Source organism: Bradyrhizobium sp. 613_E4_N2_2 (genome assembly GCF_052075995.1).
Classification (GTDB): Bacteria; Pseudomonadota; Alphaproteobacteria; order Rhizobiales; family Xanthobacteraceae; genus Bradyrhizobium; species Bradyrhizobium barranii.
This window is the reverse complement of record NZ_CP197234.1, coordinates 136,087-161,188: the sequence shown is the minus strand read 5'-3', so window position 1 is coordinate 161,188 and position 25,102 is coordinate 136,087. Positions and strand designations below refer to the sequence as shown.

Annotated in this window: 23 protein-coding genes; 19 read left to right on the top strand and 4 right to left on the bottom strand. The window is 64.3% G+C overall.

Annotated elements, in window-relative coordinates; all coding sequences use genetic code 11:
- The first annotated feature begins 7 nt into the window (after nt 1–7).
- Both fdh3B and AB7290_RS00700 read left to right on the top strand, forming a co-directional pair.
- Entirely contained in the window at nt 8–610 is a 603-nt protein-coding gene (gene fdh3B, locus AB7290_RS00705; RefSeq protein WP_014490880.1) for a formate dehydrogenase FDH3 subunit beta, read from the top strand.
- A gap of 50 nt (nt 611–660) precedes the next feature.
- Nucleotides 661–1,659 (top strand): formate dehydrogenase subunit gamma, encoded by a 999-nt coding sequence (locus AB7290_RS00700; RefSeq protein WP_085404999.1) that lies wholly within the window; start codon nt 661–663, stop codon nt 1,657–1,659.
- 35 nt (nt 1,660–1,694) lie between these two features.
- Here AB7290_RS00700 and AB7290_RS00695 read toward each other — a convergent pair whose 3' ends face one another.
- The gene (locus tag AB7290_RS00695; protein ID WP_085405000.1) at nt 1,695–3,680 is read right to left on the bottom strand and encodes a 4Fe-4S binding protein; all 1,986 of its coding nucleotides are present in this window, start codon (nt 3,678–3,680) and stop codon (nt 1,695–1,697) included.
- Between the two features lie 249 nt (nt 3,681–3,929).
- Here AB7290_RS00695 and AB7290_RS00690 point away from each other — a divergent pair, with 249 nt between their 5' ends.
- The 5 genes from AB7290_RS00690 (at nt 3,930) to AB7290_RS00670 (ending at nt 6,161) form a co-directional block, all read left to right on the top strand.
- Complete coding sequence (locus AB7290_RS00690) at nt 3,930–4,391, top strand: DUF3305 domain-containing protein (protein WP_085405001.1); 462 nt, start codon at nt 3,930–3,932, stop codon at nt 4,389–4,391.
- Nucleotides 4,392–4,411: 20 nt separating this feature from the next.
- The gene (locus tag AB7290_RS00685; protein WP_085405002.1) at nt 4,412–5,047 is read left to right on the top strand and encodes a DUF3306 domain-containing protein; all 636 of its coding nucleotides are present in this window, start codon (nt 4,412–4,414) and stop codon (nt 5,045–5,047) included.
- Nucleotides 5,048–5,083: 36 nt separating this feature from the next.
- Nucleotides 5,084–5,695 carry a TorD/DmsD family molecular chaperone gene (locus AB7290_RS00680; RefSeq protein WP_244623067.1) on the top strand — a complete coding sequence of 204 codons (612 nt, stop codon included), beginning with the start codon at nt 5,084–5,086 and terminating at the stop codon, nt 5,693–5,695.
- Nucleotides 5,696–5,769: 74 nt separating this feature from the next.
- Nucleotides 5,770–5,895: a hypothetical protein gene (locus tag AB7290_RS00675; RefSeq protein ID WP_256468676.1), complete on the top strand. Its 126-nt coding sequence runs from the start codon at nt 5,770–5,772 to the stop codon at nt 5,893–5,895.
- Nucleotides 5,896–5,951: 56 nt separating this feature from the next.
- Nucleotides 5,952–6,161 (top strand): hypothetical protein, encoded by a 210-nt coding sequence (locus AB7290_RS00670; RefSeq protein WP_085405004.1) that lies wholly within the window; start codon nt 5,952–5,954, stop codon nt 6,159–6,161.
- A 32-nt stretch (nt 6,162–6,193) separates the two neighbouring features.
- On the opposite strand, the gene AB7290_RS00665 is transcribed toward AB7290_RS00670, so the two are convergent.
- Entirely contained in the window at nt 6,194–7,363 is a 1,170-nt protein-coding gene (locus tag AB7290_RS00665) for a GAF domain-containing sensor histidine kinase (RefSeq protein WP_085405005.1), read from the bottom strand.
- Nucleotides 7,364–7,466: 103 nt separating this feature from the next.
- Here AB7290_RS00665 and AB7290_RS00660 point away from each other — a divergent pair, with 103 nt between their 5' ends.
- The gene (locus AB7290_RS00660; RefSeq protein ID WP_071908878.1) at nt 7,467–7,850 is read left to right on the top strand and encodes a response regulator; all 384 of its coding nucleotides are present in this window, start codon (nt 7,467–7,469) and stop codon (nt 7,848–7,850) included.
- A gap of 21 nt (nt 7,851–7,871) precedes the next feature.
- Here the strand turns inward: AB7290_RS00660 and AB7290_RS00655 are convergent, their stop codons facing one another.
- Nucleotides 7,872–9,143 (bottom strand): MFS transporter, encoded by a 1,272-nt coding sequence (locus AB7290_RS00655; RefSeq protein WP_085405110.1) that lies wholly within the window; start codon nt 9,141–9,143, stop codon nt 7,872–7,874.
- A 299-nt stretch (nt 9,144–9,442) separates the two neighbouring features.
- Between AB7290_RS00655 and AB7290_RS00650 the strand changes: the two genes are divergently transcribed.
- The 11 genes from AB7290_RS00650 (at nt 9,443) to AB7290_RS00600 (ending at nt 24,296) form a co-directional block, all read left to right on the top strand.
- Entirely contained in the window at nt 9,443–10,768 is a 1,326-nt protein-coding gene (locus tag AB7290_RS00650) for a UbiA family prenyltransferase (RefSeq protein WP_085405006.1), read from the top strand.
- A 117-nt stretch (nt 10,769–10,885) separates the two neighbouring features.
- Nucleotides 10,886–11,500 (top strand): ribonuclease D, encoded by a 615-nt coding sequence (locus tag AB7290_RS00645; RefSeq protein ID WP_071908880.1) that lies wholly within the window; start codon nt 10,886–10,888, stop codon nt 11,498–11,500.
- Between the two features lie 146 nt (nt 11,501–11,646).
- The gene (gene lptC / locus AB7290_RS00640) at nt 11,647–12,378 is read left to right on the top strand and encodes an LPS export ABC transporter periplasmic protein LptC (RefSeq protein WP_063985962.1); all 732 of its coding nucleotides are present in this window, start codon (nt 11,647–11,649) and stop codon (nt 12,376–12,378) included.
- A 5-nt stretch (nt 12,379–12,383) separates the two neighbouring features.
- Nucleotides 12,384–13,100 (top strand): LptA/OstA family protein, encoded by a 717-nt coding sequence (locus AB7290_RS00635; RefSeq protein WP_071917040.1) that lies wholly within the window; start codon nt 12,384–12,386, stop codon nt 13,098–13,100.
- Between the two features lie 246 nt (nt 13,101–13,346).
- Nucleotides 13,347–14,357, top strand: coding sequence for an LPS export ABC transporter ATP-binding protein (gene lptB / locus AB7290_RS00630; protein WP_085405007.1), 1,011 nt, complete (start codon nt 13,347–13,349; stop codon nt 14,355–14,357).
- Nucleotides 14,358–14,447: 90 nt separating this feature from the next.
- The gene (gene rpoN / locus AB7290_RS00625; protein ID WP_063980190.1) at nt 14,448–16,061 is read left to right on the top strand and encodes an RNA polymerase factor sigma-54; all 1,614 of its coding nucleotides are present in this window, start codon (nt 14,448–14,450) and stop codon (nt 16,059–16,061) included.
- Between the two features lie 84 nt (nt 16,062–16,145).
- The gene (gene hpf / locus AB7290_RS00620) at nt 16,146–16,745 is read left to right on the top strand and encodes a ribosome hibernation-promoting factor, HPF/YfiA family (protein ID WP_028149778.1); all 600 of its coding nucleotides are present in this window, start codon (nt 16,146–16,148) and stop codon (nt 16,743–16,745) included.
- Nucleotides 16,746–16,966: 221 nt separating this feature from the next.
- Nucleotides 16,967–17,428, top strand: a complete 462-nt coding sequence (gene ptsN / locus AB7290_RS00615) for a PTS IIA-like nitrogen regulatory protein PtsN (protein WP_008141251.1) — start codon at nt 16,967–16,969, stop codon at nt 17,426–17,428.
- 322 nt (nt 17,429–17,750) lie between these two features.
- Nucleotides 17,751–19,439, top strand: coding sequence for a ShlB/FhaC/HecB family hemolysin secretion/activation protein (locus AB7290_RS00610; RefSeq protein WP_354077213.1), 1,689 nt, complete (start codon nt 17,751–17,753; stop codon nt 19,437–19,439).
- A 19-nt stretch (nt 19,440–19,458) separates the two neighbouring features.
- Nucleotides 19,459–22,971 (top strand): two-partner secretion domain-containing protein, encoded by a 3,513-nt coding sequence (locus tag AB7290_RS00605; protein ID WP_354077215.1) that lies wholly within the window; start codon nt 19,459–19,461, stop codon nt 22,969–22,971.
- Nucleotides 22,972–23,183: 212 nt separating this feature from the next.
- Complete coding sequence (locus tag AB7290_RS00600; RefSeq protein WP_085405010.1) at nt 23,184–24,296, top strand: tetratricopeptide repeat protein; 1,113 nt, start codon at nt 23,184–23,186, stop codon at nt 24,294–24,296.
- Between the two features lie 125 nt (nt 24,297–24,421).
- Here the strand turns inward: AB7290_RS00600 and AB7290_RS00595 are convergent, their stop codons facing one another.
- Nucleotides 24,422–25,060, bottom strand: a complete 639-nt coding sequence (locus tag AB7290_RS00595; protein ID WP_085405011.1) for a TetR/AcrR family transcriptional regulator — start codon at nt 25,058–25,060, stop codon at nt 24,422–24,424.
- Nucleotides 25,061–25,102: the final 42 nt, after the last annotated feature.

Here is a 25,102-nt window from a genome sequence, read left to right as displayed (position 1 = left end):
TAGACCAATGGCACGCATGAAATTCCTGTGCGATGCGGACCGTTGCATCGACTGCAATGCCTGTGTGACCGCCTGCAAGAACGAGAACGAGGTGCCTTGGGGCATCAACCGGCGTCGCGTCGTCACCATCAATGACGGCAAGCCCGGCGAGCGGTCGGTGTCGATGGCCTGCATGCACTGTACCGATGCGCCTTGCGCGTCGGTGTGTCCGGTCAAGTGCATCTACCCGACCGAAGACGGCATCGTCCTGCACGACAAGGATCTGTGCATCGGCTGCGGCTATTGCTTCTACGCCTGTCCGTTCGGAGCGCCGCAATATCCCCAGGTCGGGAATTTTGGCTCGCGCGGCAAGATGGACAAGTGCACCTATTGCGCGGGCGGCGGCGGACCGGAGGCGCCGGGCAGCGCCGAAGAATATGCGAAATACGGATCGAACCGCTTCGGCGAAGGCAAGCTGCCGATGTGCGCCGAGATGTGCTCGACCAAGTCGCTGCTCGCAGGCGATGGCGACATCATCGCCCAGATCTACGAGGAGCGCGTCGAGAAGCGCGGCTACGGCTCCGGAGCCTGGGGCTGGACAACCGCCTATCACGAGGACGTCAAGTCGTAAGGGGACCTGCGCTTACCGCGACGATTAGGGACGAAGATTGGGTATCCGTCATGACGGCTTTCGCACGCATTCGGTTCGTAGCGCTGTTGTTGATGCTGTTCGGTCTCACGACAGCCCCGGTGCTCGCCCAGAAGCTCGGTCCCGACGGGGCGCCCAATCCGACCGCCAGTGTGGCCAATCAGAAGACGCTTCTCGAGCAGGCGCCGCGCATCCAGGGCCGGATCGACATTCCAGATGTCAAAGCCAGCGTGCTGATGCAGCCGGCGGGACGGACCTGGGATTATTTCCACGAGGTCCTGCTGCACTGGGGTGGGGCGGTGGTGATCGTCGGCATGCTTGCAGTGCTCGCGCTCGCCTATCTGATCATGGGCCGGCTTCGCATCGAAGCGGGGCGCTCCGGCCGGACGATTGTCCGCTTCAAGGCCTTCGAGCGGTTCGCGCATTGGCTGACGGCGGTCTCTTTCGTGCTGCTCGGGTTGACCGGCCTGAACATCACCTTCGGCAAGGTCCTGCTGCTGCCGCTGGTCGGCCCGGATCTATTCTCGGACATCTCCCAGGTCGCCAAGTACGTGCACAATTTCACGAGCTTCGCCTTCGTGGCGGGCCTCGTTCTGATCACGGTGCTTTTCTTCCGGGACAATCTGTTCAAGCGAGTCGATGTTGACTGGGTCAAGCAGGGGGGCGGCTTCATCAAGTCGAAACATGCGCCTGCAGGCCGCTTCAATCTCGGTGAGAAATTCGTCTATTGGCTGTCGGTCGCAGCCGGCCTCCTGGTCTCCGCATCGGGATTCGTGCTGCTGTTTCCCTTCTACGGGACCAACATTGCGGACATGCAGATCGCCCAGGTCGCCCACGCCGTCATCGCGATCCTTTTCATCGCGCTGATCCTGGGACACATCTATATCGGCACGCTCGGCATGGAAGGCGCGTTCGAAGCCATGGGTACGGGCGAGGTCGATATCAATTGGGCGAGAGAGCATCACGACCGCTGGCTCGCCGAAAAGCTCGAAGCGGAAGGCCGGCAAGCCCCGGCCACGCCGGCTGAATAGCGCGATCGCGCGCGGACCAACCTGAACCGGGCAATTCAGTTGGAGCGGCCGTCCGGGTCTTGCTTCGCGTCCCGGTCACGCAGGTAATCGTCGGTGGTGCGGACGGTCGGGCCAGGTGCGCCATAAGATTCAAAACCTTGTTCGGCGACGAAGCCGACGCGGCAGTCGCCACACATCTTGATGGCGTCGAGCCGCTGCGCCGAGCCCGAATACATCCAGTGCTGGCCTTCGAGCTTCGCGACCACACGCTCGATGCTGCTCTTGACGCCGAACGGCTTGCCGCAGCGGATGCAGCAAAACGGCTCCTCTTCCTTGAGAACCCGGGTCGGCGCCCGACTGGCACGGAAATCGATCTGCGGAACCAGCGTGATGACGTTTTCCGGGCACGTCGTCCGGCACAGGCCGCACTGAACGCAGGAGTCTTCGACGAACCGCAACGCCGGGCGCTCGGGGTCGTCGCGCAGGGCACTCGTCGGACAGACCGACACGCAGGACAGGCAAAGTGTGCAGCCCGCAGCATCGATCTCTACGGCCCCGAACGGCGCCCCCTCGGGCAACGGAATGACATCGACGGGTGCAGGTGCCGCGCGGTGCAGTTCGGCCAGCGCAAAGCGCAGCGCGTCGCGCTTGCCGCCCACGGCGCGGAAGCTCGCAGGGCGCGGAGTGGGCGCGTCGACCGGCGCGGTGCGGAGCGCTTCGATCAGACGGTCCGGATCGTCGGTCGCTATGACGGAAAGCCGGGCTGGGCCGAAGCCGAGTCCGACAAGGATCGGATCGGCGAGCGCGACCGTCCGCGTCAATCCGGAGACGTCATGGCGCGGCTTGGCCCGCAGCAGGAAACGTACCGCCGACACGCCATAGGCAAAAGCCGCGATGATGCTCTCCAACCCGACTTGCGTGACCTCGTTGACCGCGAACGGCAGCACGTTCGCGGGCAAGCCGTCGCCGAACCGCGACAGCGCGTCGATCAGCGGCGCGCCGTGGCTTTCGTCATGGACGAGGACAACGGCCCGCTCGCCGCCCGCCTGACGGTATGCGAGCAGCATGGCACGCAGCTTTCTGACCACCGCGTCCTCCGCCGGCAGCGCATAGGACGCGGCGCCGGTGGGACAGGCCGTCGCACATTGGCCGCAGCCCGCGCAGATGTTGGCGTCGATCGCCACATGGTTGCCGGCAGGCGTGATCGCGCCGGCCGGACAGGAATCGAGACAGCGGGTGCAGCCGGTCCGCTTCGAGCGCGAATGTGCGCAAAGCTCGGCGTCGAAGGTGACGTAGCGCGGCTTCTCGAAGGTCCCGACGAGGTCGCGCGCCTTCAGCACGGCCTGGAGGATAGCTGCGGGACTGCCGGGATCCGCGCGCAGATAGCCGTCGCGCAAGTCGGCCGGAACCAGCGCTGGCCCGCCGGTCAAGTCGAGGACGATGTCGCAGGTCGAACGGGCGTTGTTGCGTGAGGCGCCAAACGTCAGGGCTCGACGCGAGGACGGTGCGGCTTCGGCGAAATCGTCGACCACGACATCGAACGCGCCCAGGTGTCCCTTGACACTCGTTATCCGGCCCTTGGCAATCGGATAGTCGGCGTTACGTGGCGGTGCGATCGCGGCTGGCGGCGCGATCAGCACGGTGACGTCGAGATGCTCCTTCAGCAAGTCGCCAGCCTCGATCGCGGCCTCGTCGCGGCCGTAGATCAGGATGACCCCGCTGCTTTCCAGCTGGACCATCGGCGCGGGTGCGGCGACTTCGGCCGCGGCGGCCAGCAGCGCGGCCATCTTCGGTCCCGCGCGGTCGGCATCGCCGGACCATCCGGCGGTCTCGCGGATGTTGGCAAACTGTATCGAATTCGCACGATTATTTTCGGAAGCAACCTGCGAAAACAACGCCGCCTGTTGCGTGCAGGCCACCGTGAGCGGACCATCTTCGGCGGCGACAGCCTTGAATCGGCCGAGTTCGGCGCCGCAGAGCTGCGTCGCTGCCGTCACTTCACCGCGGCAGCCGCGGCGAATTGCGTCTGCATCGAGCGGCATCGTCCCTTCGCACGAGCAGATCAGGAGGCGCCTGCCGGTGTCAGATATGACGGTCACAATATCTCGCGGCTCCCAAAATAGAGCGGCCACCTACTGGCCCGTTCACCCCCGAAGTATATACTCCGCGTATCGGAAAAGACGACGCCCGTATCATGGGCGCACGATTATCGCTCTCGCCGGGGGCGAGCGCGCAGCGTCGCTGGATTGGCTTCGGAAGCAGGAACCACGTCTCGATCGCGAGAGGGCACATTGATATCGACGAGTCTTGCACGCATTGCTGTCGGTGTCGCAATCGAACGGCGCAAGGCGAAGAGTGCGTGGGCCGATTTTCTGTGGCGGCCCGTCTCGGTGTTCGCGGGAGAGCCGACTGCGAAGCCGTGGACTCCGATTGGAGGCGAAGGCGACGTCACGTTGTTCTACGCCGGTGATGCCGTGATCGAGCTGCACCGGACCGAAACCACCAACTATCGCGAAAATCTCACGTCAGGATCGCCGACGCTGTGGGTCAATTTGCGCCCGACCGGTTCCGAGCCGCCCTACGAGTTGCTCGCGGTCACGGCCGATCCGGCGGAGGGCGAGGCGTTTACCGATGCAGGCAGCAATCTGGTCGAAGCCGTGCCGATGCCACCAGGCATCTCCGAGATCGTCGGCCGGTTCGTCGCCGAGCATCATGTCGAACGACCATTCGTCAAACGGCAGCGCAATCGTTAGCAGCGGCATGAAAGAGATCGATGTCAGAGACTAACGTCTTCGTTCGCTGGGCGCGGCTCAAGCAAGCCTCGAGAAGCCAAAACGCTGAACTTGCTCCGGCCGACCAAGAGCGAGCTGCCGAGCCGTCCGTAGCGAATGACGGGAACGACCAGCCTTTCGATCTCGCCAGTTTACCGTCGATCGAATCGATCACCGCTCACACCGACATTGCGGCGTTCCTGCAGACGGGCGTTCCGGCCGAACTGACGCGCCTGGCATTGCGCCGTGCCTGGGCAACCGACCCTGCGATCCGCGACTTCATCGGAATCGCAGAGAATCAGTGGGATTTCAACGATCCCAACGCAATTCCCGGATTTGGCCCGCTCGATCCGGCGGACAACGTCGCCGATCTTGTCGCGCGGATGTCAAAGGGGCTCGAGCAGGTGGGTGACGCGCTTGCGGACGTGCAGCCGCCAACCGAGCTCATTCCGCAAGGGCGGCCCGATGCCGAACAGCCCATTCTCGAACCGACGATATTGGCAGCTCAATCGCTGCCCGATGATGCGACGGCACGACCGGACCAGGACCGGAATGAGAGCATGCAGTCCGTCAGTCCTGCTGCCGGAGAGCCGCCCTCCCGGCGAGCACGACGTCATGGCAGCGCATTGCCCCGCTAGCAACCGGCAGGATCATATGTCTTGCGCGATCGAATAATGATGGATCCAACTTCAACAATCGCTTCAGTGCGTATCGTCGATGAATTCGACCTCGCCCGGGCGCAGGAATATGCGCTGTTGGCGACGTTGCTGACGCGCAGCCCCGACACGCAGCTGCTGCACCGGATCTCTGCATTGCACGGCGATGCAAGTGCGATGGGCGCGGCACACATGGCGCTGGCGGATGCAGCGCGCCGGACCAACGAGCAGGCCGCATCGCGCGAGTTCTTCGCCCTCTTTGCAGGGTTGGGCAAGGGGGCGCTGCTGCCTTATGCGTCACACTACCTGTCCGACACCCTGTATGGCCGTCCACTCGCGCGGTTGCGGGAAACTCTCGGGGGTCTCGGCCTCGAAAAGGCTCCGGAGCGTACGGAGCCCGAAGATCACGCGGGATTTCTCTGTGAGATCATGGCAGGCCTCGCCGGCGGGAGCCTTGCAGCGCCAGCGGGCGCCGAGCGCCTCTTCTTTGATCAGCATGTCTCACGCTGGATGAGGCGCTTTTTCGCCGATCTCGAGCGCGCGCGGTCGGCTCACTTCTATGCCGCCGTTGGCGCGCTCGGACGGACGTTCATCGATATCGAGGCGGAGGCCTTCGCACTTCCAGGTTGAACACGGCGTTTTGTACGGCCGCTGCACAAATCCGTTTGGGAGCGTGCTAGATTATAGATGTAGGGATCAACAGAATGCGCGTTTTCATAATTGCCTGTCTGTTCGCCGTCGTCGTCGCACTCGGTGCCGCCGGCATCCTTGATCATTTCGTGCAGGAGTCCGCCACAACGGCGTTCGCTGAGTCGAGCGCCCGCGTTTAGCGGTCATTATTGTTTGTTAAGCTTTCTGTTCTCCACATAGACGTGGGAGACGCCATATGCGCCGGTTGCTGATCGCCTGTTTCGTCGTTGCAGCTCTGATCGCCGCTTCTGCTCTGATCTTCAGGACGCAACCTCGCTCGATAGAGCTGTCCGCCGCGGCCATGCCGTCCTTGGTCGAGCTGCACGCCATGGCGGGCGTCCATCAGCTCGCGGATCAGGAGATCGACGATCAGTCGCTCATTTTCCCGGCCAGCGTAAAGCAATAACCTGGCTCCAGACGATCCTGCTCCCGGCCCGCCTAGATCGGCATCTCGAAAGAGAAGGTCGTTTCGCGTCCGGTCGATATCGCACTCAATTTGCCGCCATGGGCCTGGGCGATTTGCGAAGCAATGTAGAGACCAAGTCCCAGACCCTGCTGACTGGGCCGGTCGCCTCGCGTGTATGGCTTGAAGAGGTTTGCCAGCGCCTTTTCGGAGATTGGCGGGCCTTCGTTGGACACCGTCAGATCGAACGTTCCGTCCAAGGTTCTGGCTACGACGTGGATCGGCCTACTCTGGTCACCGTACGTAATTGCATTCCCGAGCAGGTTCGAGAAAAGTTGGCCCATCTTGCTCCGATCGCAGCTGATGGGCACTTCGATCTGGACCGATGAGCTGATCGTCACGGTCGGCCAGGCCGTCCTGAACTCCGCGATGATTTGCTCCAGCACCGGCGCCAAAGGCAGCGTCGCATCTCGCTTGATCGTAAGGCCTCCGCCAAGTCGGCCTCGCGCGAAGTCCATGACGTTTTCGACGATGCCGGCCATGCGATAGACGGCTTTTTGAACGCCGAGCGCGATTTCGGGCGCCCGCCCGGTGTCGAGGTTCTTCAGCAGCACGCGCATTCCCGCATCGACGGCTGCGAGGGGATTGCGAAGATCGTGCCCCAATACGCCGATGAACTGCTCGCGAAGCTCTGCCGTTTTTCGCTCGTCGATGAGATCGGCCTGGCTCCGCTCCAGACGTTGATTGAGTTCGAGCTGCGCAGCGATCAGTTCCGCCAACAGCTGAAACGTGTCGAGGATTTCAGGCGTACGAAGTTGTCGAGGCGTGGGGTCGATGGCGCACAATGTTCCCCAGACGGCTCCGTCGATCAGGACGATGGGAGCTGAGATGTAGCTGCGAAATCCATACATGGCCGGTGTCGGATGATTGCAGAAGACGTCGTCCGTCTGCACATCGTTGATGACGACCGTGTTGCCGTGCTGCCGGATCTCGTTGCAGATGGTCGTCTCGACACGCAGTTCTCCGCCCGGCTCAAGGCCAAAGGCGATGCTGTCCCGAACGGCGCAGCAAATCCATTGATCTGAAGTCACGCGCGCTATCGCGACGAAGCCCATGCCCGTTATGCGTGCGGCCAAATCCAAAACTTTGGGAACTGCCCCAATCTGCTGGACGGCATCCACGTCCGCCTTGATGTCAATTGCCATGGTGAACCCTAACGCCCTACTCTAACAAACGCGATCCTTTGCAAGACGTTCGGTGGAACAAAGAAGCCGTTCAAACCTTATGCTCGGTTATGCCGGAGCATAAGTGTCCAATCTCAGCCAGCATAGGGACGTGATCCTCATCGTGGAAGATGACTTCCTCATCCGCGTGAACGCGGCTGACATGGTGCGGGATATGGGCTTCGATGTCTTCGAGGCGGCCGACGCAGACGAGGCTGTCAATCTGCTGGAGACGGAACCGGCGATCACCGTCGTCTTCACAGACATTCAGATGCCCGGCTCGATGGATGGCCTTCGGCTGGCGGCGGTGATCAGAGATCGATGGCCGCCCGTGCGGCTCCTCATTACGTCCGGCCAAGTCAGCCCGGCAGCGGATGACATCCCGCTCGGGGCGAGGTTCATCCCCAAGCCGTATCTTCCTGCGCAGCTGCACGACCAGCTTGAAATGCTGGCCGGCGGGCGGGCATAGCGGGCTTTTCAAGTCGAGCCCTCAGACCATCCGTCTCCCGGTCCGCTCCGCCACTGCCTTCTGCACAAAGTACATCGCCACCAGCGAGACGATTGCCGACGCGACGACGACGTAGCCGATCCGGTCGAAATGGAGCAGCGAACCATCCGGTTGTTGCGCGATGATGGCGGCGGCGAGGACCGAACCGAGCCCCCCGGAGAGCTGCTGAAGCGACGCGCTGACCGCACTGAACGAGCCGCGCTGGCTGGGGTCGGGGATCGCCGACATCAGCGCCTGCGACGGGATCATGCGCGAGAAGATGCCGACGAACATCAGCACGTTGACGAGGATCGCGGTCGCGAGCGAGACGTGGCCGAGATGGGTGTAGATCAGCACCATGATGACAGACACCACACTGCCGAAGACGAAGGTCGGGTACTTGCCGAACGCGTCGCTCGCCCTGCCGACCAGCGGCCCCGTGACGATGCTGAACAGGCCGGAGACGAGATAGATCGTCGGCAGATGCGTGATGTCGATGCCGAGATTATGCACGGTGAAGGCGCTGGAGAACGGCATCAGCATGTACCCGCCCGTCGCCAGCAGCGTCGTGACGGCGAAGGCCAGCGTATAGCGGGGTTGTCCGACGGTCGCGATCAGATGGCGGAACGGATTTCTGTCCTGCTTAAGCTTCAGATGCGCGTCGACCGGCTCCATGGCGAAGGCGATGACTGCGATCGCGACGATCGACAGGCCGACGATCGCAATGAAGCAGACATGCCAGTTCCAGTGATTGGCGAGAAACAGCCCGGCGGGTATGCCGAGCACCTGGCTCGCGGCGAACGCCGTCTGGACGAAGCCCATCACGCGGCCGCGCAGGTGCAGCGCGAACAAATCGGTGATGATGGCCAGCACGACCGAGCCGATCACGCCGCCGAACAATCCGGTCACGATCCTGCCGAGCAGCAGCACGTGGTAGGTCTGCGCGGCGGCACAGAGCAGGGTCCCGAGCGTGAAGCCGACATAGAAGAACAACAGCAGGCGCTTGCGGTCGAAGCGATCGGCAAAGCCGGCGGCCAGGATTCCCGATAGTCCCGCGCTGAACGCGTAGGCCGAGACCGCGACGCCGAATTGTCCGGCCGTGATGTCGAGCGCCGGCATCAGGATGGCGCCGAGCGGCGACATGATGATGAAATCGAGAATGATCGTGAACTGCGTGAACGCAAGCAGCGCGATCAGGAGCGCCTGGTAGCGCGTAAAGCCGCGCTGGCGTTCCTGTTGGTCGTCGATAGGCGCAGCGAGCGTCTGTTCGGTCATGACACCTGATTTCATTGTGGGCGGGGCGGGCGAGCGCGCGAAAACTGGCAGATGGGGTCGGCCGGGAGGATTTTCACGGGGCGCGCGGCAAAAGCCCTGCCGGAACGCGAAGCTGGCGCCGGGTTGTGGGATCCATGCAACAGCAGGGTGCATGGTTTGGACCCGGCATCCCCCAGGGGCCGCCGGCCCTCAGCCGGATTAAGCCGCCCTTAGCGAATGCCGCCTAGGCTCTCGGCCGTCCATTTCCCTGCTCCCCGGCTTCAGGGCCGGTCATGTTGCGGCCAATAGAGCGTTTTCGGATGGAGCAGCCTGCCTGGCACTACGATTCGGGCGTCCCCACACCGTCGGCGACCCCCGCCGCGGCGCGGACGCTTGTCATCGATCTCGAAGGCGCCCTGCTCCGTTCCGAGCTGCTGCTGGAAGCGCTGTTTTCCAGCCCCGGCCGGATGCTGGCCCGCTTCGGCGCGGGCGGACGCCCGGGCATGGCGGCGCTCACCGATATCCTGGCGCAGGCCGAGCTCGACTACGCCCATCTTCCCTATGACGCCGACGTGCTGAACCAGGCGCTGGCGGCGCGGGCGCGGGGCGAGACAATCTATCTGGTTGCCGGCCGGTTTGCGCACCATGCGGCGGGCATTGCCGCGCATCTCGGGTTCGATGGCGTCGTTGCGCCGGCCGATCTCGCGGCGGGCGACCGGCTGCCGTTCGACCGCGCCTCCATGGAGCGCATCGAGACGCGCGGCAGCAGCCGTGCCAGCCTCAAAACCTGGGCGCAGGCGCTGCGCATCTATCAATACGCAAAGAACACGCTGGTGTTCGTGCCGGCGATCACGGCGCATCAGATTAATCTTGCGACGCTCGGCTATGCGTTGCTGGCGTTCCTGGCGTTCTCGGCCTGTGCGTCGGGCGCTTATCTGATGAACGATCTGCTCGACCTCGCCGCCGACCGGCAGCATCCGACCAAGCGGCATCGCGCGCTGGCGGCAGGTCGACTGCCGATGTCCTCGGCGCTGCTTGCGATCCCCGCGCTGTGGCTGCTCGCGGTCGCCGCCAGCCTCTGCATCTCGCCTTTGTTCCTCGGCGTGCTCGGTGGCTATCTCGCCACCACGATCGCCTATTCGCTCGTGCTCAAGCGCAAGATGCTGGTCGACGTCGTGACACTCGCCGGCCTCTACACGCTACGCATCATCGCCGGCGCGGTCGGCGTCGGCGTGGTGCTGTCGGAATGGCTCTTGATCTTCTCGCTGTTCGTGTTCACCTCGCTGGCGCTGATCAAGCGCTTCAGCGAGCTCAGCATGCGCGAGAACGCCGGCCTCGCCGATCCCTCCAACCGCGATTACAGGATCACCGACCTGCACATCATCGGCGCGATGGCGGCGGCGAGCGCCATGAACGCGGTGACCGTGTTCTCGCTCTACGTCTCCTCCTCCGCCGTGACGCCGCTCTACAGCCGTCCCTGGATGCTGTGGCTGCTCAACCCGCTGCTGCTCTACTGGTTCGGCCGCGCCCTGATGATGGCCCATCGCCGCGAGATGCCCGACGACCCGATTCTCTACACTTTTCGCGATGGCGCCAGCCGCGCGACGGTGGCGGCGATGATCTGCATCATGCTGGCGGCGATCTGACCGCGCCCCGGCGGGACCAGCTGCCGCTTGCGCGGCCCGCCGCCAGTGGCTACATCGCGGGCAATCCGATTAGCTTATGATGCCGACCGACCAATTCGATTGAGGTTTTGAAACGCCATGACCGTACGCCTGCATCGCGGCGACCTGCCCGACCTGTCCCGCTACACCGGAGCGGTGGCGATCGACACCGAGACCATGGGGCTGAACCCGCACCGCGACCGGCTCTGCGTGGTGCAGCTCTCGCCCGGCGACGGCAGCGCCGACGTGGTGCAGATCCCCAAGGGTCACACCGACGCGCCGAACCTGAAGGCCCTGCTGGCCAATCCCGGGATCACGAAGATCTTCCACTTCGCGCGGTTCGACGTCGCGGTACTGTACCAGACCTTCGGCGTCATGACCGGCCCGATTTATTGCACCAAGATTGCCTCCCGCCTGACCCGCACCTACACCGACCGGCATGGCCTCAAGGACCTCGTGCGCGAGGTGCTCAATGTCGACCTCTCCAAGCAGCAGCAATCCAGCGACTGGGGTTCCGACAGCCTGACCGAGCCGCAGCTCGCCTACGCCGCCTCCGACGTGCTGCACCTTCATGCCCTGCGCGAGCGGCTCGACGCCATGCTGGTGCGGGAAGGCCGCACCGCGCTGGCAAAAGCCTGTTTCGACTTCCTGCCGACCCGCGCCCTGCTCGATCTCCAGGGCTGGGCGGAAGAGGACATTTTCGCGCATTCCTGAGGCCTCGGGCCGCTGTTAGCTTAGGGCTGCCGCCCCGTTTCGGACACTTTCGTGCGGCCTGTCGCAGGCTGCATATTCAGGCGGCGCCGGATACAATGGCGTGCGCCCGTCAACCGGACGAGACGAGCGACACCTCGGGAGCTCAGGTGAATTCGGCCCAGAATCCAACCTACGACGCCGCGCTTGCGGCGAAGTTTGCCAGCGCGGCGCGCCACAGCCGCCTGGTGCGGATTCTGCGCATCGCGGTGCCGGTGACGGTGGCTGCGTCCATGGCCGCGATCGTCGCCGTCTCGACCTTCCTCAATCCCTTCCAGATCCCCGTGAAGCTCGACTCCGGAAATCTCGTGGTGACGGGCACCAAGATCACGATGGAAACGCCGCATATGTCCGGCTTCACCCCGGACCAGCGGCCCTACGAACTCTGGGCCAAGACCGCGACGCAGGACATCACCGACCCCGATCATGTCGATCTCAACGATTTGCGCGCAAAGGTGCTGATGGAAGACAAATCCACTTTGCTGCTCGATGCGCGCACCGGCCGCTTCGACAACAAGCAGCAGCAGCTCGACCTGCACAAGGACATCTTCCTGCGCACCTCGTCCGGCTATGAGGCGCGGCTGAACTCGGCCTTCGTCGACATGGGCAAGGGAACGGTCTCCTCGGATGAGCATGTCGACGTCAAGCTGACCAACGGAACGCTAACCGCCGACCGGCTGCGGATCACGGAAGGCGGCGACGTCATCCGCTTCGAGGGCAATGTGGTGATGCATCTGGACAAGCTGGATGACCCCGCCGCTGCCCAGCCTGCGCCGGCCGAGCAGCCCGCGCCGCCGGTGAAGACACGCACGCCTCAGAACAAGTCTGCCAATTCAAAGTGATTTTCATGGTGAGATTCTTTTCGCGCAACGAGGACAAGCGGTGCGCCATTCTCGGTGCGGCTGCGCTCGCCGCCACTGTTGCGCTGGTCGCAACCGGTGCGGCCGTCGCACAGAGCACGATGCAGGGCGTGCCCAACGCAATGCAGGGCTTTTCGCAAAACCGCGACCAGCCGATCCAGATCGAAGCTGCCTCGCTCGAGATGCGCGACAAGAAGAAGGAGGCGACCTTCTCCGGCAATGTGAAGGTCATCCAGGGCGACACCACCATGACCTCGAAGACGCTCGTGGTGTTTTACGACTCCGGCGGCGGCGACAAGCCGGCCGCGCCGCAGCCCGCGGCGAAGGGGACCAAGGGTGCGCCGATGCAGTCGGCGCAGCCGGGGCCGGGCGGCAGTTCCTCGATCAAGCGGCTGGAAGCGCGCGGCAATGTCGTCGTCACCCAGAAGGACCAGGTGGTGACCGGCGAGACAGCCGTGTTCGACACCAAGACCAATCTCATCACCATGCTCGGCGGCGTCGTCCTCACGCAGTGCAGGAACGTGCTGCGCGGCGACCGTCTGGCGGTCGACATGACCACGGGCGTCTCGCGGGTGGAATCCGACAGCGGCAGGGTGCAGGCATTGCTGCCGCAGGGCGGCAGCAATGATTGCGGATCGGGGAGCCCGGGCAAGCCCGCTCCGGCGCCGCCTCTGCAATTGCCCGGCGCAGGCAAACAAAAGTAAATTCCTGAAGTAACTTCAAGCGCTTGGGCCAGATTCTCCCGATCCGAGGTTGAAGCTTGCCCGGCGAGGCTGTATCTAGCGCGAAGGGCTTTCCAAGCGGGGTTCGCCGCTTTTCGGGCGTGTTTCACTGGGCATGAGACATCCCTTCACTCATGCTGTGCTGGCGAATCGCAAGGCCGGTGCGGCAGATCGCGGGATCACGCGCGGATCATCGCGCAGGATTGTCGTGAAAGGCTAGAAGGCGGGATGGTCGATCTCTTCAGCATGTTCCGTCGGCGCCCCGCCAAGCGCGGCCGGCCAGGATTTGCGCGCCAGGACATCACCACCCTCGGTGACAGCGTCGGCGGTCTCGTGCCCAGCCCGGTGCGGGATGCATCGCCGATCGCCCGTGACCAGCCGATGCGCGCGCCCGACCATTTCCAGGCCGACTACCAAGCCGACTACCAGACCGAGCCGCCGCGTGCCCAGGCGGTGCATCCCGTGAGGGCCGCCAGCAGGCCTAACGGCGCCGGCGGACCGCAGCTTCTGAAGCGGCCGGGTTTCCTGGCTGTGCATAGCGTGGAAAAGAGTTTCGGCAGCCGCCAGGTGGTGCGCGGCGTCAGCATCTATGTGCGCCGCGGCGAAGCGGTCGGCCTGCTCGGCCCGAACGGCGCCGGCAAGACCACCGTGTTTTACATGATCACCGGCCTGATCAAGCCCGATCGCGGCGCGATCGAGCTCGACGGCCACGACGTCACCAAGCTGCCGATGTATCAGCGCGCGCGGCTCGGCATCGGCTATCTGCCGCAGGAAGCCTCGATCTTTCGCGGCCTCACCGTCGAGCAGAACATCCGCGCCGTGCTCGAAGTGGTCGAGCCCTCGCGCAAGAAGCGCGAGCAGCAGCTCGACTCGCTGCTCGACGAATTCAACATCACGCGCTTGCGGAAATCGCCGTCGATCGCGCTGTCGGGCGGCGAGCGCCGCCGCGTCGAGATCGCGCGCGCGCTGGCGACGCGTCCGAACTACATGCTGCTCGACGAGCCTTTCGCGGGAATCGATCCGATCGCGGTCGGCGACATTCAGGACCTCGTCCGCCATCTCACCAACCGCGGCATCGGCGTGTTGATCACCGACCACAATGTCCGCGAGACGCTCGGCCTGACCGATCGCGCCTATATCGTCTATGCCGGTGAAATCTTGACCGAGGGTAGCCCGGATGAGATCGTCGCCGATCCCGACGTTCGCCGGCTCTACCTTGGCGAGGAATTCCGCCTCTAGCCCTTTTTTCCCGTTCGTCAAGCCGTGTACATCGTGCCAAGACTAGGATAAGCAAAAATCGGACCAACTTTTGGGATCGGTTCTTGCTTCATGGCGCTCACGCAGAGATTAGAGTTCCGGCAATCGCAGTCGCTGGTCATGACGCCGCAGCTGATGCAGGCGATCAAGCTGCTGCAATTGTCCAATCTCGATCTCACGACCTTCGTGGAAGAGGAACTCGAGCGGAACCCCCTGCTGGAGCGGGCCAACGACGAGCCGCCCGCGGGTGAAGCCCCGGCCGAGACCGGCCAGTTCAGCGATTCCGACGGGGGCCACAACGACGAGCCGGGCGGCGGTCCGGGCGAGGCGTTCGAGCCGGGCCAGGAAGAATGGATGAGCAAGGATCTCGGCACCCGCGCCGAGATCGAGCAGACCCTGGATACGGGCCTGGACAACGTCTTCTCCGAGGAACCGGCCGAGGCCGCCGCGCGCAACGCCCAGGATGCGGCGCCGACCACCTATACCGAATGGGGCGGCGGTGCCTCCGGCGACGAGGACTACAATCTCGAAGCCTTCGTCGCCGCGGAGATCACGCTCGGCGACCATCTTGCCGAGCAGCTTTCGGTCGCCTTCACCGGCCCGGCGCAGCGCATGATCGGCCAGTACCTGATCGACCTCGTCGACGAGGCCGGCTACCTGCCGCCGGATCTCGGCCAGGCCGCCGAGCGCCTTGGCGCATCGCAAGCCGACGTCGAGGACGTCCTTGCCGTGCTGCAAAAATTCGATCCGCCCGGCGTCTGTGCGCGCAATTTGAGCGAATGCCTGGCGATCCAGCTCCGCGAGCTCGATCGCTACGATCCGGCGATGCAGGCCCTCGTCGAGCACCTCGATCTGCTGGCGAAGCGCGACATCGCTTCGCTGCGCAAGCTCTGCGGCGTCGACGACGAGGACATCGCCGACATGATCGGCGAGATCCGCCGCCTCAATCCCAAGCCCGGCATGAAGTTCGGCTCGGCGCGGCTCCAGACCATGGTGCCCGACGTCTATGTCCGCCCGGGTCCCGACGGCGGCTGGCATGTCGAGCTCAACAGCGACACCTTGCCGCGCGTGCTGGTCAACCAGACCTACTATTCGCAACTCTCGAAGAAAGTCGGCAAGGACGGCGACAAGTCCTATTTCACCGACGCGCTCCAGAACGCGACCTGGCTGGTGCGCGCGCTTGATCAGCGGGCCCGCACTATCCTGAAAGTTGCGACGGAAATCGTGCGCCAGCAGGACGGCTTCTTCACCCATGGCGTGGCGCATCTGCGGCCGCTGAATCTGAAGGCCGTTGCCGACGCCATCCAGATGCATGAATCCACGGTGTCGCGCGTCACCGCCAACAAGTACATGGCGACAAATCGCGGCACATTCGAATTGAAATATTTCTTCACGGCTTCGATCGCCTCCGCCGACGGCGGCGAGGCGCATTCCGCCGAGGCCGTGCGCCACCACATCAAGCAGCTGATCGATTCGGAAGCGCCGTCGGCGATCCTGTCGGACGACACGATCGTGGAACGCTTACGCGCCTCGGGAATTGATATTGCCCGCCGCACGGTCGCGAAGTACCGCGAAGCCATGCGCATTCCCTCTTCGGTGCAACGCCGCCGTGACAAGCAGAGCGCTCTTGGTAACGTCCTCTCCACCGCAATGCCCGATCGCTCCCGCAACACCGAGCCGGCCTGATTGCGCTGGCGCGAAATCGCGCTACTCTCGATCCCCCATCGAGACCGATCCAAGCTGGGCACTTAAAACCAAGCGAGGCATCACATGACCCTCAGAATCTCGGGAAAGAGCGTCAGCGTCGGCGACGCCCTGCGCGGCCGCGTGACCGATCGGACCGACGAGGTCCTGCGTAAATATTTCGACGGGAACTATTCCGGCCACATCACCCTGAGCAAGGATGGCTTCGGCTTCCGCACCGACTGTGCCCTGCATCTTGATACGGGAATTACGCTGGAGGCCGATTCGAACGCGCCGGATGCCTATGCCAGCGCCGACCAGGCGCTCCTGATGATCGAGAAGCGGCTCAAGCGCTACAAGAGCCGGCTCAAGGACCGCTCGGCCCGCAAGGCCCATGTCGCCTCCGCGGCGCTGGCCGCCATGGACGCCACGAGCTACGTGCTGGAGGCGCCGGGCGAGGGTGAGGACGAGGACGAGGTCACCGGCTACAGTCCCGTCATCATCGCCGAGGCCACCACCTCGCTGAAGCAGCTGTCGGTGAGCGAGGCCGTGATGGAGCTGGACCTCAGCGGAGCGCCCTGCCTGGTATTCCAGCACGGCTCCAGCGGCCGGGTGAACATCATTTACCGCCGGGCCGACGGCAATGTCGGCTGGATCGACCCGCCGGGGGCCAAACCGGACGGTTAAGGGCTGGAACCGGCCCCCGTACCAACCGCAGCCCTTAACAATGAGCGGGGCAAAGCCGCACGCAGCAGTTGGCACCGGGATTGCGTTGGAGTAGAAGCGCCCCACATCAGGATCGGGGCTAAGTCCCCCTCCTGCTTCACCTTCTTGATGCCGGCCAGGCATGGTTCGACCAAGCTGGCCAATTCGGAACCTGACGGTTTAATTCACCTCGGAAACCTTCCATGCCGATTACCGATCTGGTCGCACCCGAGGCGATTCTCCCGGCATTGAAGGTCAACAGCAAGAAGCAGGCGCTTCAGGAGCTCGCGGCCAAGGCCGCCGAGCTGACCGGGCAGAACGAACGCTCTGTGTTCGAGGTTCTGCTGCAGCGTGAGAAGCTCGGCACCACCGCGGTCGGCTACGGCGTCGCCATTCCCCACGGCAAGCTGCCCAAGCTCGAAAAGATCTTCGGCCTGTTCGCGCGCCTCGATCGCCCGATCGATTTCGAGGCGATGGACGGCCAGCCGGTCGATCTGGTCTTCCTGCTGCTCGCCCCCGAAGGCGCCGGCGCCGATCACCTCAAGGCGCTCGCCCGCATCGCCCGCCTCCTGCGCGACCAGGACATCGCCAAGAAGCTCCGCGCCTCGCGCGACGCCCAGGCGATCTATTCGGTGCTGGCGCTGCCGCCCGCGACCGCGGCGTAACGTCGCCGGTCCTCGTCGTCTGCTGAGAAGCGGAATCGATCTACGCAATTGCCAATGTACGCCGGCCATCTCCTTGGCATGCGCGCGGGATGTCGTGATCTCGTCATCGCCGACAAGATGACGCGAAAAATTTCCCCAGTTGAGACGTCCGGCACATCGCGCCTTGTCGGAGTCCGCTAAAGACGCCCACGAACGCAAGTGGCGCTTGGATCGACGCGCCGTCCTGCGCTTTCGCTGAGGTCGTTACCTATCGCCCGAAGGTCGGGCCCGTAGGATGAAAGTGGTTGGCGCGGTGCAGAGCAGGGCTGTTGTGGTGGGGCTAGTGATAGCAGGTACCGCAGTCCCGGCCGTCGCGCAGGATGCCGGATCGCTGCTCCGCGAGATGCAGCGGCAGCAGGAGTTGCAGCGGCAGGAAAGGCTGCCGGCCCCTGGCGAGATTCGACCGCAGCAGGCGCCCGCCGCCATCCCCGACCGGGGCGAGCGCATCATCGTGAAGGGCGTTCGCTTCACCGGCAAGGTGGAGCTGCTGCCACAGGCCGAGCGCGAGCAGCTCGTTGCCTCGGTGCGCGGCAAGCGCCTCGGCATCAAAGGGCTCTATGCGCTGGCCGATCAGGTGACGGCCGTGCTCCAGGGCCGCGGCCGGTTGCTGGCGCGCGCGCTGCTGCCGCCTCAGGACATCACCAACGGCATCGTCACGATCGAGATCGCCGAGGGCGCGCTCAAGACCATCACGCTCGATCGCGCCAAGGGCGTGCGCGTGCGTGAGGACCTGTTGCGCGCGATCATCGAGGGTCGTCTCAAGCCGGACGGCGTGACGCGGCAGGATCTGGAAGACGCGCTGTTGCGGATGAACGACCTGCCGGGCGTGTCGGTGCATGCCAAGCTCGCGCCGGGCGACGCGCCGAACACCAGCAAGCTCGTCGTCGGCGTCGCGCAGGCGCCCATTCTCGGGGGCGGTATTTGGGCCGATAATTACGGCAGCTCCAACGTGGGCAAGGCGCAGGGCAACGGGCTTATCTCGCTCACCGACGTGTCCGGCTACGGCGACCTGACGCGGCTCTCCGGCACGGTATCGCAAGGGCAGGAGTACGGCTCGCTGGTGACGAGCGTGCCGCTCGGCGCCAGCGGCTTCATTGCCAATGCGAGCTACGGCTATCTCGACTACCACAATATCGACGCCATCGGCAGCGCCCTCGGTCTCACCGGTTTTGCCCATTTCGCCAATGGCGGCGTCGACTACAGCCTGATCCGCTCGCGCGATTTCAACCTCCAGCTTGGCGGCACCGTGACCTGGAAGGCGCTGGTCGACGACAGCATCGTCGGAACGCTTCAGGACAAGCGGTCGACCTCCGGCACGCTCAGCCTCAACGGCGACCGGCGCGACGCGCTGCTCGGCGGCGGCATCACCAACTGGTCGGTGAGCTGGACTTTTGGCGACCTCGATCTCGCGCGCGTAGCGAGCGCGCTCGCGGTGGACCAGGCTGGGCTCCGGACGCAAGGGCCGTTCAATCGGATCAATGCCTCGGTTGCACGGCTTCAGGCCTTGCCCGACGACTTCGCACTGTTCGGTCGCCTCTACGGGCAATGGGCCGACAAGAATCTCGATTCCTCGGAAGATTTTGCGCTGGGCGGCCCGTTCGGCGTGCGCGGCTATCCCGTCGGCGAGGCGCGCGGCGACATGGGCGTGCTCGGCACGCTGGAGCTTCGCTACAACGCGCCGGTGCCTGTGCGCTTCGGCAGCCTGCAACTCGCGAGCTTCCTGGACGGCGGCTACGTCAAGATCAACGTGTCGCCGAACGGCATCGCGCCGGTCACTGTCTGCGGCTGCAACGATTACGGGCTCGCCAGCGCCGGCCTCGCCGCGCGCTGGACGCGCGAGTGGCTGAACGTCTCGGCGAGCTGGGCCCATACGCTGGGCGACAATCCCGGCCGTTCCATCATCACCGGCGCCAATGCCGATGGCGTCAAGGCCAACGATCAGTTCTGGCTGCAAGCTGGCATTCGCTTCTGATGTTTCGAGGGGGCACGCGATGACATCGACCCTGCCGCGGATGCGACTCGCAATCGCGCTGTCCGCGACCACGATGCTGACGCCGCCGGCGCTGGCGCAGACGCTGCCGACCGGCGGCCAGGTCGTGTCGGGACAGGCCACGATCAGTCAGTCCGGCAACGCCATGACGATCAACCAGTCGAGCGACCGGATGATCGCAAACTGGCAGAGTTTTTCGATCGGCGCCGGCAACTCCGTGACCTTCAACCAGCCCGGCGCATCCTCGGTCGCGCTGAACCGTGTCGTCGGCCAGGACCCGTCAAAAATCCTCGGCAGCCTCAGCGCCAATGGACAAGTGTTCCTGATCAATCCGAACGGCATCGCCATCGGCAAGACCGGCAGCGTGCAGACCGGCGGCTTCGTCGCCTCCACGCTCGGCATCAGCAACGCTGATTTTCTGGCCGGCCGCTACAATTTCACCGGCAGCGGCGGCGCGATCACCAATGAGGGCAGCATCTCCGGCAAGGTGGTGGCGCTGATCTCGCCGAGTGTCAGCAATTCCGGCACCATCACCGGCAGCACGGCGCTCGCCGCCGGCACCGACGTACTGCTCGACTTCAACGGCGACGGCCTGCTCTCGGTCGAGGTCAAGGCCTCTACCGTCAAGACCCTGGTCGAGAACAAGGGATTGATCCGCGCCGATGGTGGGCTCGCCATCCTCACCGCCAAGGGCGCGAGCGATGCCATGAAGGGCGTCGTTAACAACACCGGCGTGGTGCAGGCCGCGAGCATCGGCAGCAGGAACGGCCGCATCCTGCTGCTCGGCGATGCCAAGCACGGCGAGGTCAATGCCGGCGGCACGCTGCGGGCGCGCTCGGTCGAAACCTCCGCCGCCAAGGTCAATCTCGCTGCCGATCTGAAGGTCGATACGCTCGGCGGGCATTGGCTGATCGATCCCGTCAACATCACCATCGACGCGAACTACGCTGGCGTCTTGCAGACGGCGCTTGCGAGCGGCGACGTGACGGTGACGACCTCGGGCAGCGGCACCGATGAAGGCAACGTCACGGTCAACTCCGCCGTCACCTGGGGCTCGCATATCCTGACGCTGCGGGCCGACAACAACATCGTCATCAATGCGCCGCTGACGTCGACCGGCACGACGAGCAGTGACGGCCTGGTCCTGCAATACGCACAGACCACGGCCACCGGTGGCTACACCATCAACGCGCCGGTCAACCTGGCGGCGGGTAGCCTGTTCCAGACCCGGAAAGGAACTGATGCCGCCATCACCTATGCGGTGATCACCGACGTGAATGCCCTGCAGGACATCAACACCAACCGGTCCGGCAACTATGTGCTCGGCGCGAACATCGATGCCAGCGCGACGGCGGGTTGGAATGGTGGCGCCGGCTTCACACCGATCGGCGGCATCGGCGATATCAGCAAATATTTTTCCGGCATTTTCGACGGGCTCGGTCACCGCATCAGCAACCTGACCATCAACCGGCCGTCCAGCGATAACATCGGCCTGTTCGGCTACATCGATGGCGGGACCATCCGCAATGTCGGAATGGAAGGCGGCAGCGTGACGGGCAACAATTCCGTCGGCGGGCTGGTGGGGTCGAGCGGCCTCTGGGTCTACGGCGGCACGAGCAGCGTCGCTTACAACACCATCAGCAACGTTTACAACACCGGCAATGTGACCGGCAGCGGCGCCATGGTCGGCGGGCTGGTCGGCGACGCCTATATCACGACGATCAGCAACTCATATGCCACCGGCACGGTCGCGGGCTATGGCGCCGCCGGCGGGCTGGGAGGGCGCGTCGTCGCCTCGTTCGTCTCCAACTCGTATGCGACCGGCAACGTGTCCGCTAGCTGGGAAGGTGCTGGCGGGCTGATAGGGTACAATATCGGCACGTGGATGGGACCGGGCCCCGCGGATTATGCTATCGGGACGGTGAGCCACTCTTATGCCACGGGTACCGTATCTGGCGGCATCAATGTCGGTGGCTTGTTGGGGTACAGCAACCTCGGTCTCGTCACCGACAGTTACGCCAGCGGCAATGTATCAGGCACCGGCGCAGTTGGCGGCACAGGCACAGCTGCCGGCGGACTGGTGGGGTTCCAACAGTACAGCCGGGTGGAGCGATCTTACGCCACCGGCAACGTGTCCGGTGTCGATGCGGTCGGCGGGCTGGTGGGAGGCAGCTGGTACGGCGCCGTGGTAAGCCAGTCTTACGCAACCGGCAATGTGTCGGGAACGCGTTCGATTGGCGGGCTGGTCGGGCACAGCAATGAAGCCGTTTCAGTGCTCGATTCCTACGCCACGGGAACGGTTTCAGGAAATTCCGAGGTCGGCGGGCTGGTGGGGGTGAATCAGGAAAGCCATGTGAGCCGAAGCTACTTCGCGGGCACCGTGTCGGGAACCAGCAATGTCGGCGCGATCGTGGGGATGAACTGGGATGGCGGCGACGTCACCCAAAGCTATGCGAACAGGGAGACATCGGGGCAGAGCGCCGCCTGTGGCGCATCCTTCGGCGGCGGCATCTGCGATGGCGGCATGCTCACCACGGCGCAGCTGCGCGATCCCTTCATCTTCATCAACAACGGTTATGACTTCGCCGCTGTCTGGGGCAAGTCCGTCAGCGGCGCCAATAACGGCATGCCGGTGCTGCGCGCGTTCGGCGAAATCGTCTACGATGCCTATGTCAACGTCGCGGGCTCGGCCAGCACCACCTATGGCACGCTGGCCTCGCTCGGCGGCTTGACGATGACCGGCGTGAACGCCAATCGTGTCACGCTCGGCTGGGGCAGCGCAGTCACCACCGCATTGGGCGCGGGCAGCTACAATCTCAGCGGCCCCGACGTTCTCAGCGCGACCGGCTCGGGGGGCGCGGTCTATGTCGGCTCGGTCGCGGTCGGCCTCACCATCGACAGGGCGCCGCTCACCATCAGCGCCAACACGTCCAAGACCTATGACGGCCTCGCCTTCTCCGGCGGCAGCGCCGCTTATTCCGGCTTCATGAATGGCGAGACTGCATCCGTGCTGTCGGGCACGCTTCTTTATGGCGGCACGGCGCAGGGCGCGGTGAATGCCGGCCGCTACAGCCTGACGGCGTCGGGCCTCTCCTCGGCCAATTATGTGATCACCTATGTCGACGGTTCGCTGACCGTCAACAAGGCGCCGCTCACCATTGCAGTCAACGGCGTCACGAAGAATTACGACGGCGTCCCGTTCTCCGGCGGCAGCGCGATCTATTCCGGCTTCGTGAACGGGGAGGGGCTGTCCGCGCTATCAGGCACGCTCGTCTACGGCGGCTCGGCCCAGGGCACGCGTAATCCCGGGGTCTACAGCATCGCTGCCTCGGGGCTGACATCCGCGAACTACGACATCACCTATGTCGACGGCCGGCTCGCGATCATTCCGCGCGACGCGGGCGTCTGCTCGCTTGGGGCCGGCGGCAACCCGTTCTGCGGCGCCACTCCGCCCGATCCCGCCGCGCCCCTCGGGTTGAACGACCAGGCGCCGATCGAGGTCGTGCTGCGTTAGAGCACCCGGTCGCGGCACAATCGCAGCTACGCCGGCAAGGGCGTCCTGCGCTACGCCTGGTGAGACCGCAGGGGCGGCCCTCACTCTTCGAACCGAAGCCCCGCCGTCTGCGACTTATTTTCGCAGCCGGGCGCTGTGATGTTTCTCCGCCGGATACGACCGTCGCCCGGTGGCGCGTCCCGGCGCGGCTTCGGGTGCGGGGTTTTTGAGCCATGAATTGCGGTTCGATCGGCCGGATTTTCGGTCTGCTTTGCTCTGTCACCATTGCCGTGACGGTTGCCGTTCATGCTGACGATACGTCCAACGACCGCGTCATCGCCGAAAAGACCGAGATCATTGCGGCTGATCCGACCAACGCGGTTGCTTACGAGCTGCGTGGCGAAGCCTGGTACATCAAGCGGGACAAGGATCGCGCCTTCGAGGATTGCAGCGCCGCGATACGGATCGATCCGAATTTCGGGCGGGCTTATAACTGCCGCGGCCGCGCCTATTCGGCGAGGGGTGAACGGGATCACGCTTTGGCCGATTACAACGAGGCCATTCGCCTCGATCCCGGCTACGGTCCGTCCTACACCTCCCGTGCCCTCGAATATTTCAACCAGCGCGACTTCGATCTGGCGATCGGCGCGTTTACCGAGGCCATCGAACGCAATCCCAAGCAAGCCTACTTTGCTCTTATCAAGAGAGGGGAAGCGTATGCGGCGAAGCGCGACTCCGATCATGCCGTCGCCGATTACAACGAGGCGATGCGGCGCAATCCCGCCGCCGCATGGCCCTACGAGCTGCGAAGCACCGTCCATTTCAATAAGGGCGAGATCGACGAGGCTCTCGACGACTGCAACACCGCCGTTCGTCTGGAGCCCGGGAGTGCTGGCGGCCATTATTGCCGGGCCATCGTTCTCCTGAAAAAGGACGACACCGACAACGCCATCCGCGAGCTTGATGACGTCACCAGGATCATGCCTTCCTTCGAGAAGGCCTACTTCGTTCGCGCAACCGCCTGGCGCAAGAAGGGCGATGATCGTCGCGCCATTGCCGATTTCGACGAGGGCATCCGGCTGCAGCCGGGAAATTCGATGGCCTACAGCAATCGCGCCAGCACGCTGCGCGACATCGGAGAGCACGCCCGCGCGCTCGCCGACTACAATGAGGCGATCCGGCTCGATCCCAACAATCAGGTCGCTCTGGTCAATCGCGGCATCCTCTATATGAAGCTGTCCGACGCCAAACATGCGCGCGCCGATTTCAATAGCGTGCTCGCACTGCCGCCGGGCGACCAATGGGCCGCGGACACGGCGCGCGAAGGACTTGGCTTTTTGAAGTGATGCGTCTCGAAGGAGCGCGCGTCTCCGCTCTCGTGCCCCGGACGCAGCGCAGCGCTTCCCTCGCGATGCGAAGCATCGTCGAGAGTGGTGCGCCGCAGAGCCTTCGCCGGCGCCGCTCGTGCGCTTCAGCAGACCGTCGGCAGCAGGCGCCGGACTTCGTCGAGCAGTTCGGGAATCGCCGTCTTGTCACCCGCGAGGTGCTTAAGCAGCGCACTTTGGAATAGACCGTCGAACAGCGCATAGAGCGCGGCGGGCGACGACGCCGGCCGCTTGCCGCCGAGCTCGGCATAGCGGGAGGCGATGCGCCAGATCATCGCTTCCAGGCTCTTGTCGATCTCGAGTACGTCCTTGCGAAACGCCGCCTCGAACATCGCCTGCGAGCGCAGGTCGTACCAAAGGCGGTGCATACGGGCTTCGTTCTGCAGCGTTGCTGCGAGCTTGGCGAGGAAACCCTCCGTCAATTCGTCGCGGCTCGTTGCTGTCGCGACGACATCGTCATATCGCGTCACGCACTTCGCCTTGTAGTGGCGGACGCAGCAGCAGATCAGGTCGAGCTTGTCGCTGAAATAATAGTGGAACACGCCGTGCGTGAACGCCGAGTTCTGCGCGATTTCGCGCAGGCTGGTGCGTGCGAAGCCGAGCTCTCCAAGCGTTTCGAGCGCGGCCTCGGCAAGCTCGACGCGCCGCGCGTTGAACTTCTCGTCGCGCAGCACCTCGGCCGCATCAGCCACACGCCGGGCCGCTCCCGTCACCTGCCGCGCCATCTTGTCCTTATCCTCAGTCCCGTTCTTTCAAGGACTTATACC

Coding starts and splice junctions, on each gene's coding strand:
- fdh3B (WP_014490880.1), top strand. CDS start 8: ATGGCACGCATGAAATTCCTGTGCGATGCGGACCGTTGCATCGACTGC.
- AB7290_RS00700 (WP_085404999.1), top strand. CDS start 661: ATGACGGCTTTCGCACGCATTCGGTTCGTAGCGCTGTTGTTGATGCTG.
- AB7290_RS00695 (WP_085405000.1), bottom strand. CDS start 3,680: ATGCCGCTCGATGCAGACGCAATTCGCCGCGGCTGCCGCGGTGAAGTG.
- AB7290_RS00685 (WP_085405002.1), top strand. CDS start 4,412: ATGTCAGAGACTAACGTCTTCGTTCGCTGGGCGCGGCTCAAGCAAGCC.
- AB7290_RS00680 (WP_244623067.1), top strand. CDS start 5,084: ATGATGGATCCAACTTCAACAATCGCTTCAGTGCGTATCGTCGATGAA.
- AB7290_RS00675 (WP_256468676.1), top strand. CDS start 5,770: ATGCGCGTTTTCATAATTGCCTGTCTGTTCGCCGTCGTCGTCGCACTC.
- AB7290_RS00670 (WP_085405004.1), top strand. CDS start 5,952: ATGCGCCGGTTGCTGATCGCCTGTTTCGTCGTTGCAGCTCTGATCGCC.
- AB7290_RS00665 (WP_085405005.1), bottom strand. CDS start 7,363: ATGGCAATTGACATCAAGGCGGACGTGGATGCCGTCCAGCAGATTGGG.
- AB7290_RS00655 (WP_085405110.1), bottom strand. CDS start 9,143: ATGACCGAACAGACGCTCGCTGCGCCTATCGACGACCAACAGGAACGC.
- AB7290_RS00650 (WP_085405006.1), top strand. CDS start 9,443: ATGGAGCAGCCTGCCTGGCACTACGATTCGGGCGTCCCCACACCGTCG.
- AB7290_RS00645 (WP_071908880.1), top strand. CDS start 10,886: ATGACCGTACGCCTGCATCGCGGCGACCTGCCCGACCTGTCCCGCTAC.
- AB7290_RS00635 (WP_071917040.1), top strand. CDS start 12,384: ATGGTGAGATTCTTTTCGCGCAACGAGGACAAGCGGTGCGCCATTCTC.
- lptB (WP_085405007.1), top strand. CDS start 13,347: ATGGTCGATCTCTTCAGCATGTTCCGTCGGCGCCCCGCCAAGCGCGGC.
- rpoN (WP_063980190.1), top strand. CDS start 14,448: ATGGCGCTCACGCAGAGATTAGAGTTCCGGCAATCGCAGTCGCTGGTC.
- hpf (WP_028149778.1), top strand. CDS start 16,146: ATGACCCTCAGAATCTCGGGAAAGAGCGTCAGCGTCGGCGACGCCCTG.
- ptsN (WP_008141251.1), top strand. CDS start 16,967: ATGCCGATTACCGATCTGGTCGCACCCGAGGCGATTCTCCCGGCATTG.
- AB7290_RS00605 (WP_354077215.1), top strand. CDS start 19,459: ATGACATCGACCCTGCCGCGGATGCGACTCGCAATCGCGCTGTCCGCG.
- AB7290_RS00600 (WP_085405010.1), top strand. CDS start 23,184: ATGAATTGCGGTTCGATCGGCCGGATTTTCGGTCTGCTTTGCTCTGTC.
- AB7290_RS00595 (WP_085405011.1), bottom strand. CDS start 25,060: ATGGCGCGGCAGGTGACGGGAGCGGCCCGGCGTGTGGCTGATGCGGCC.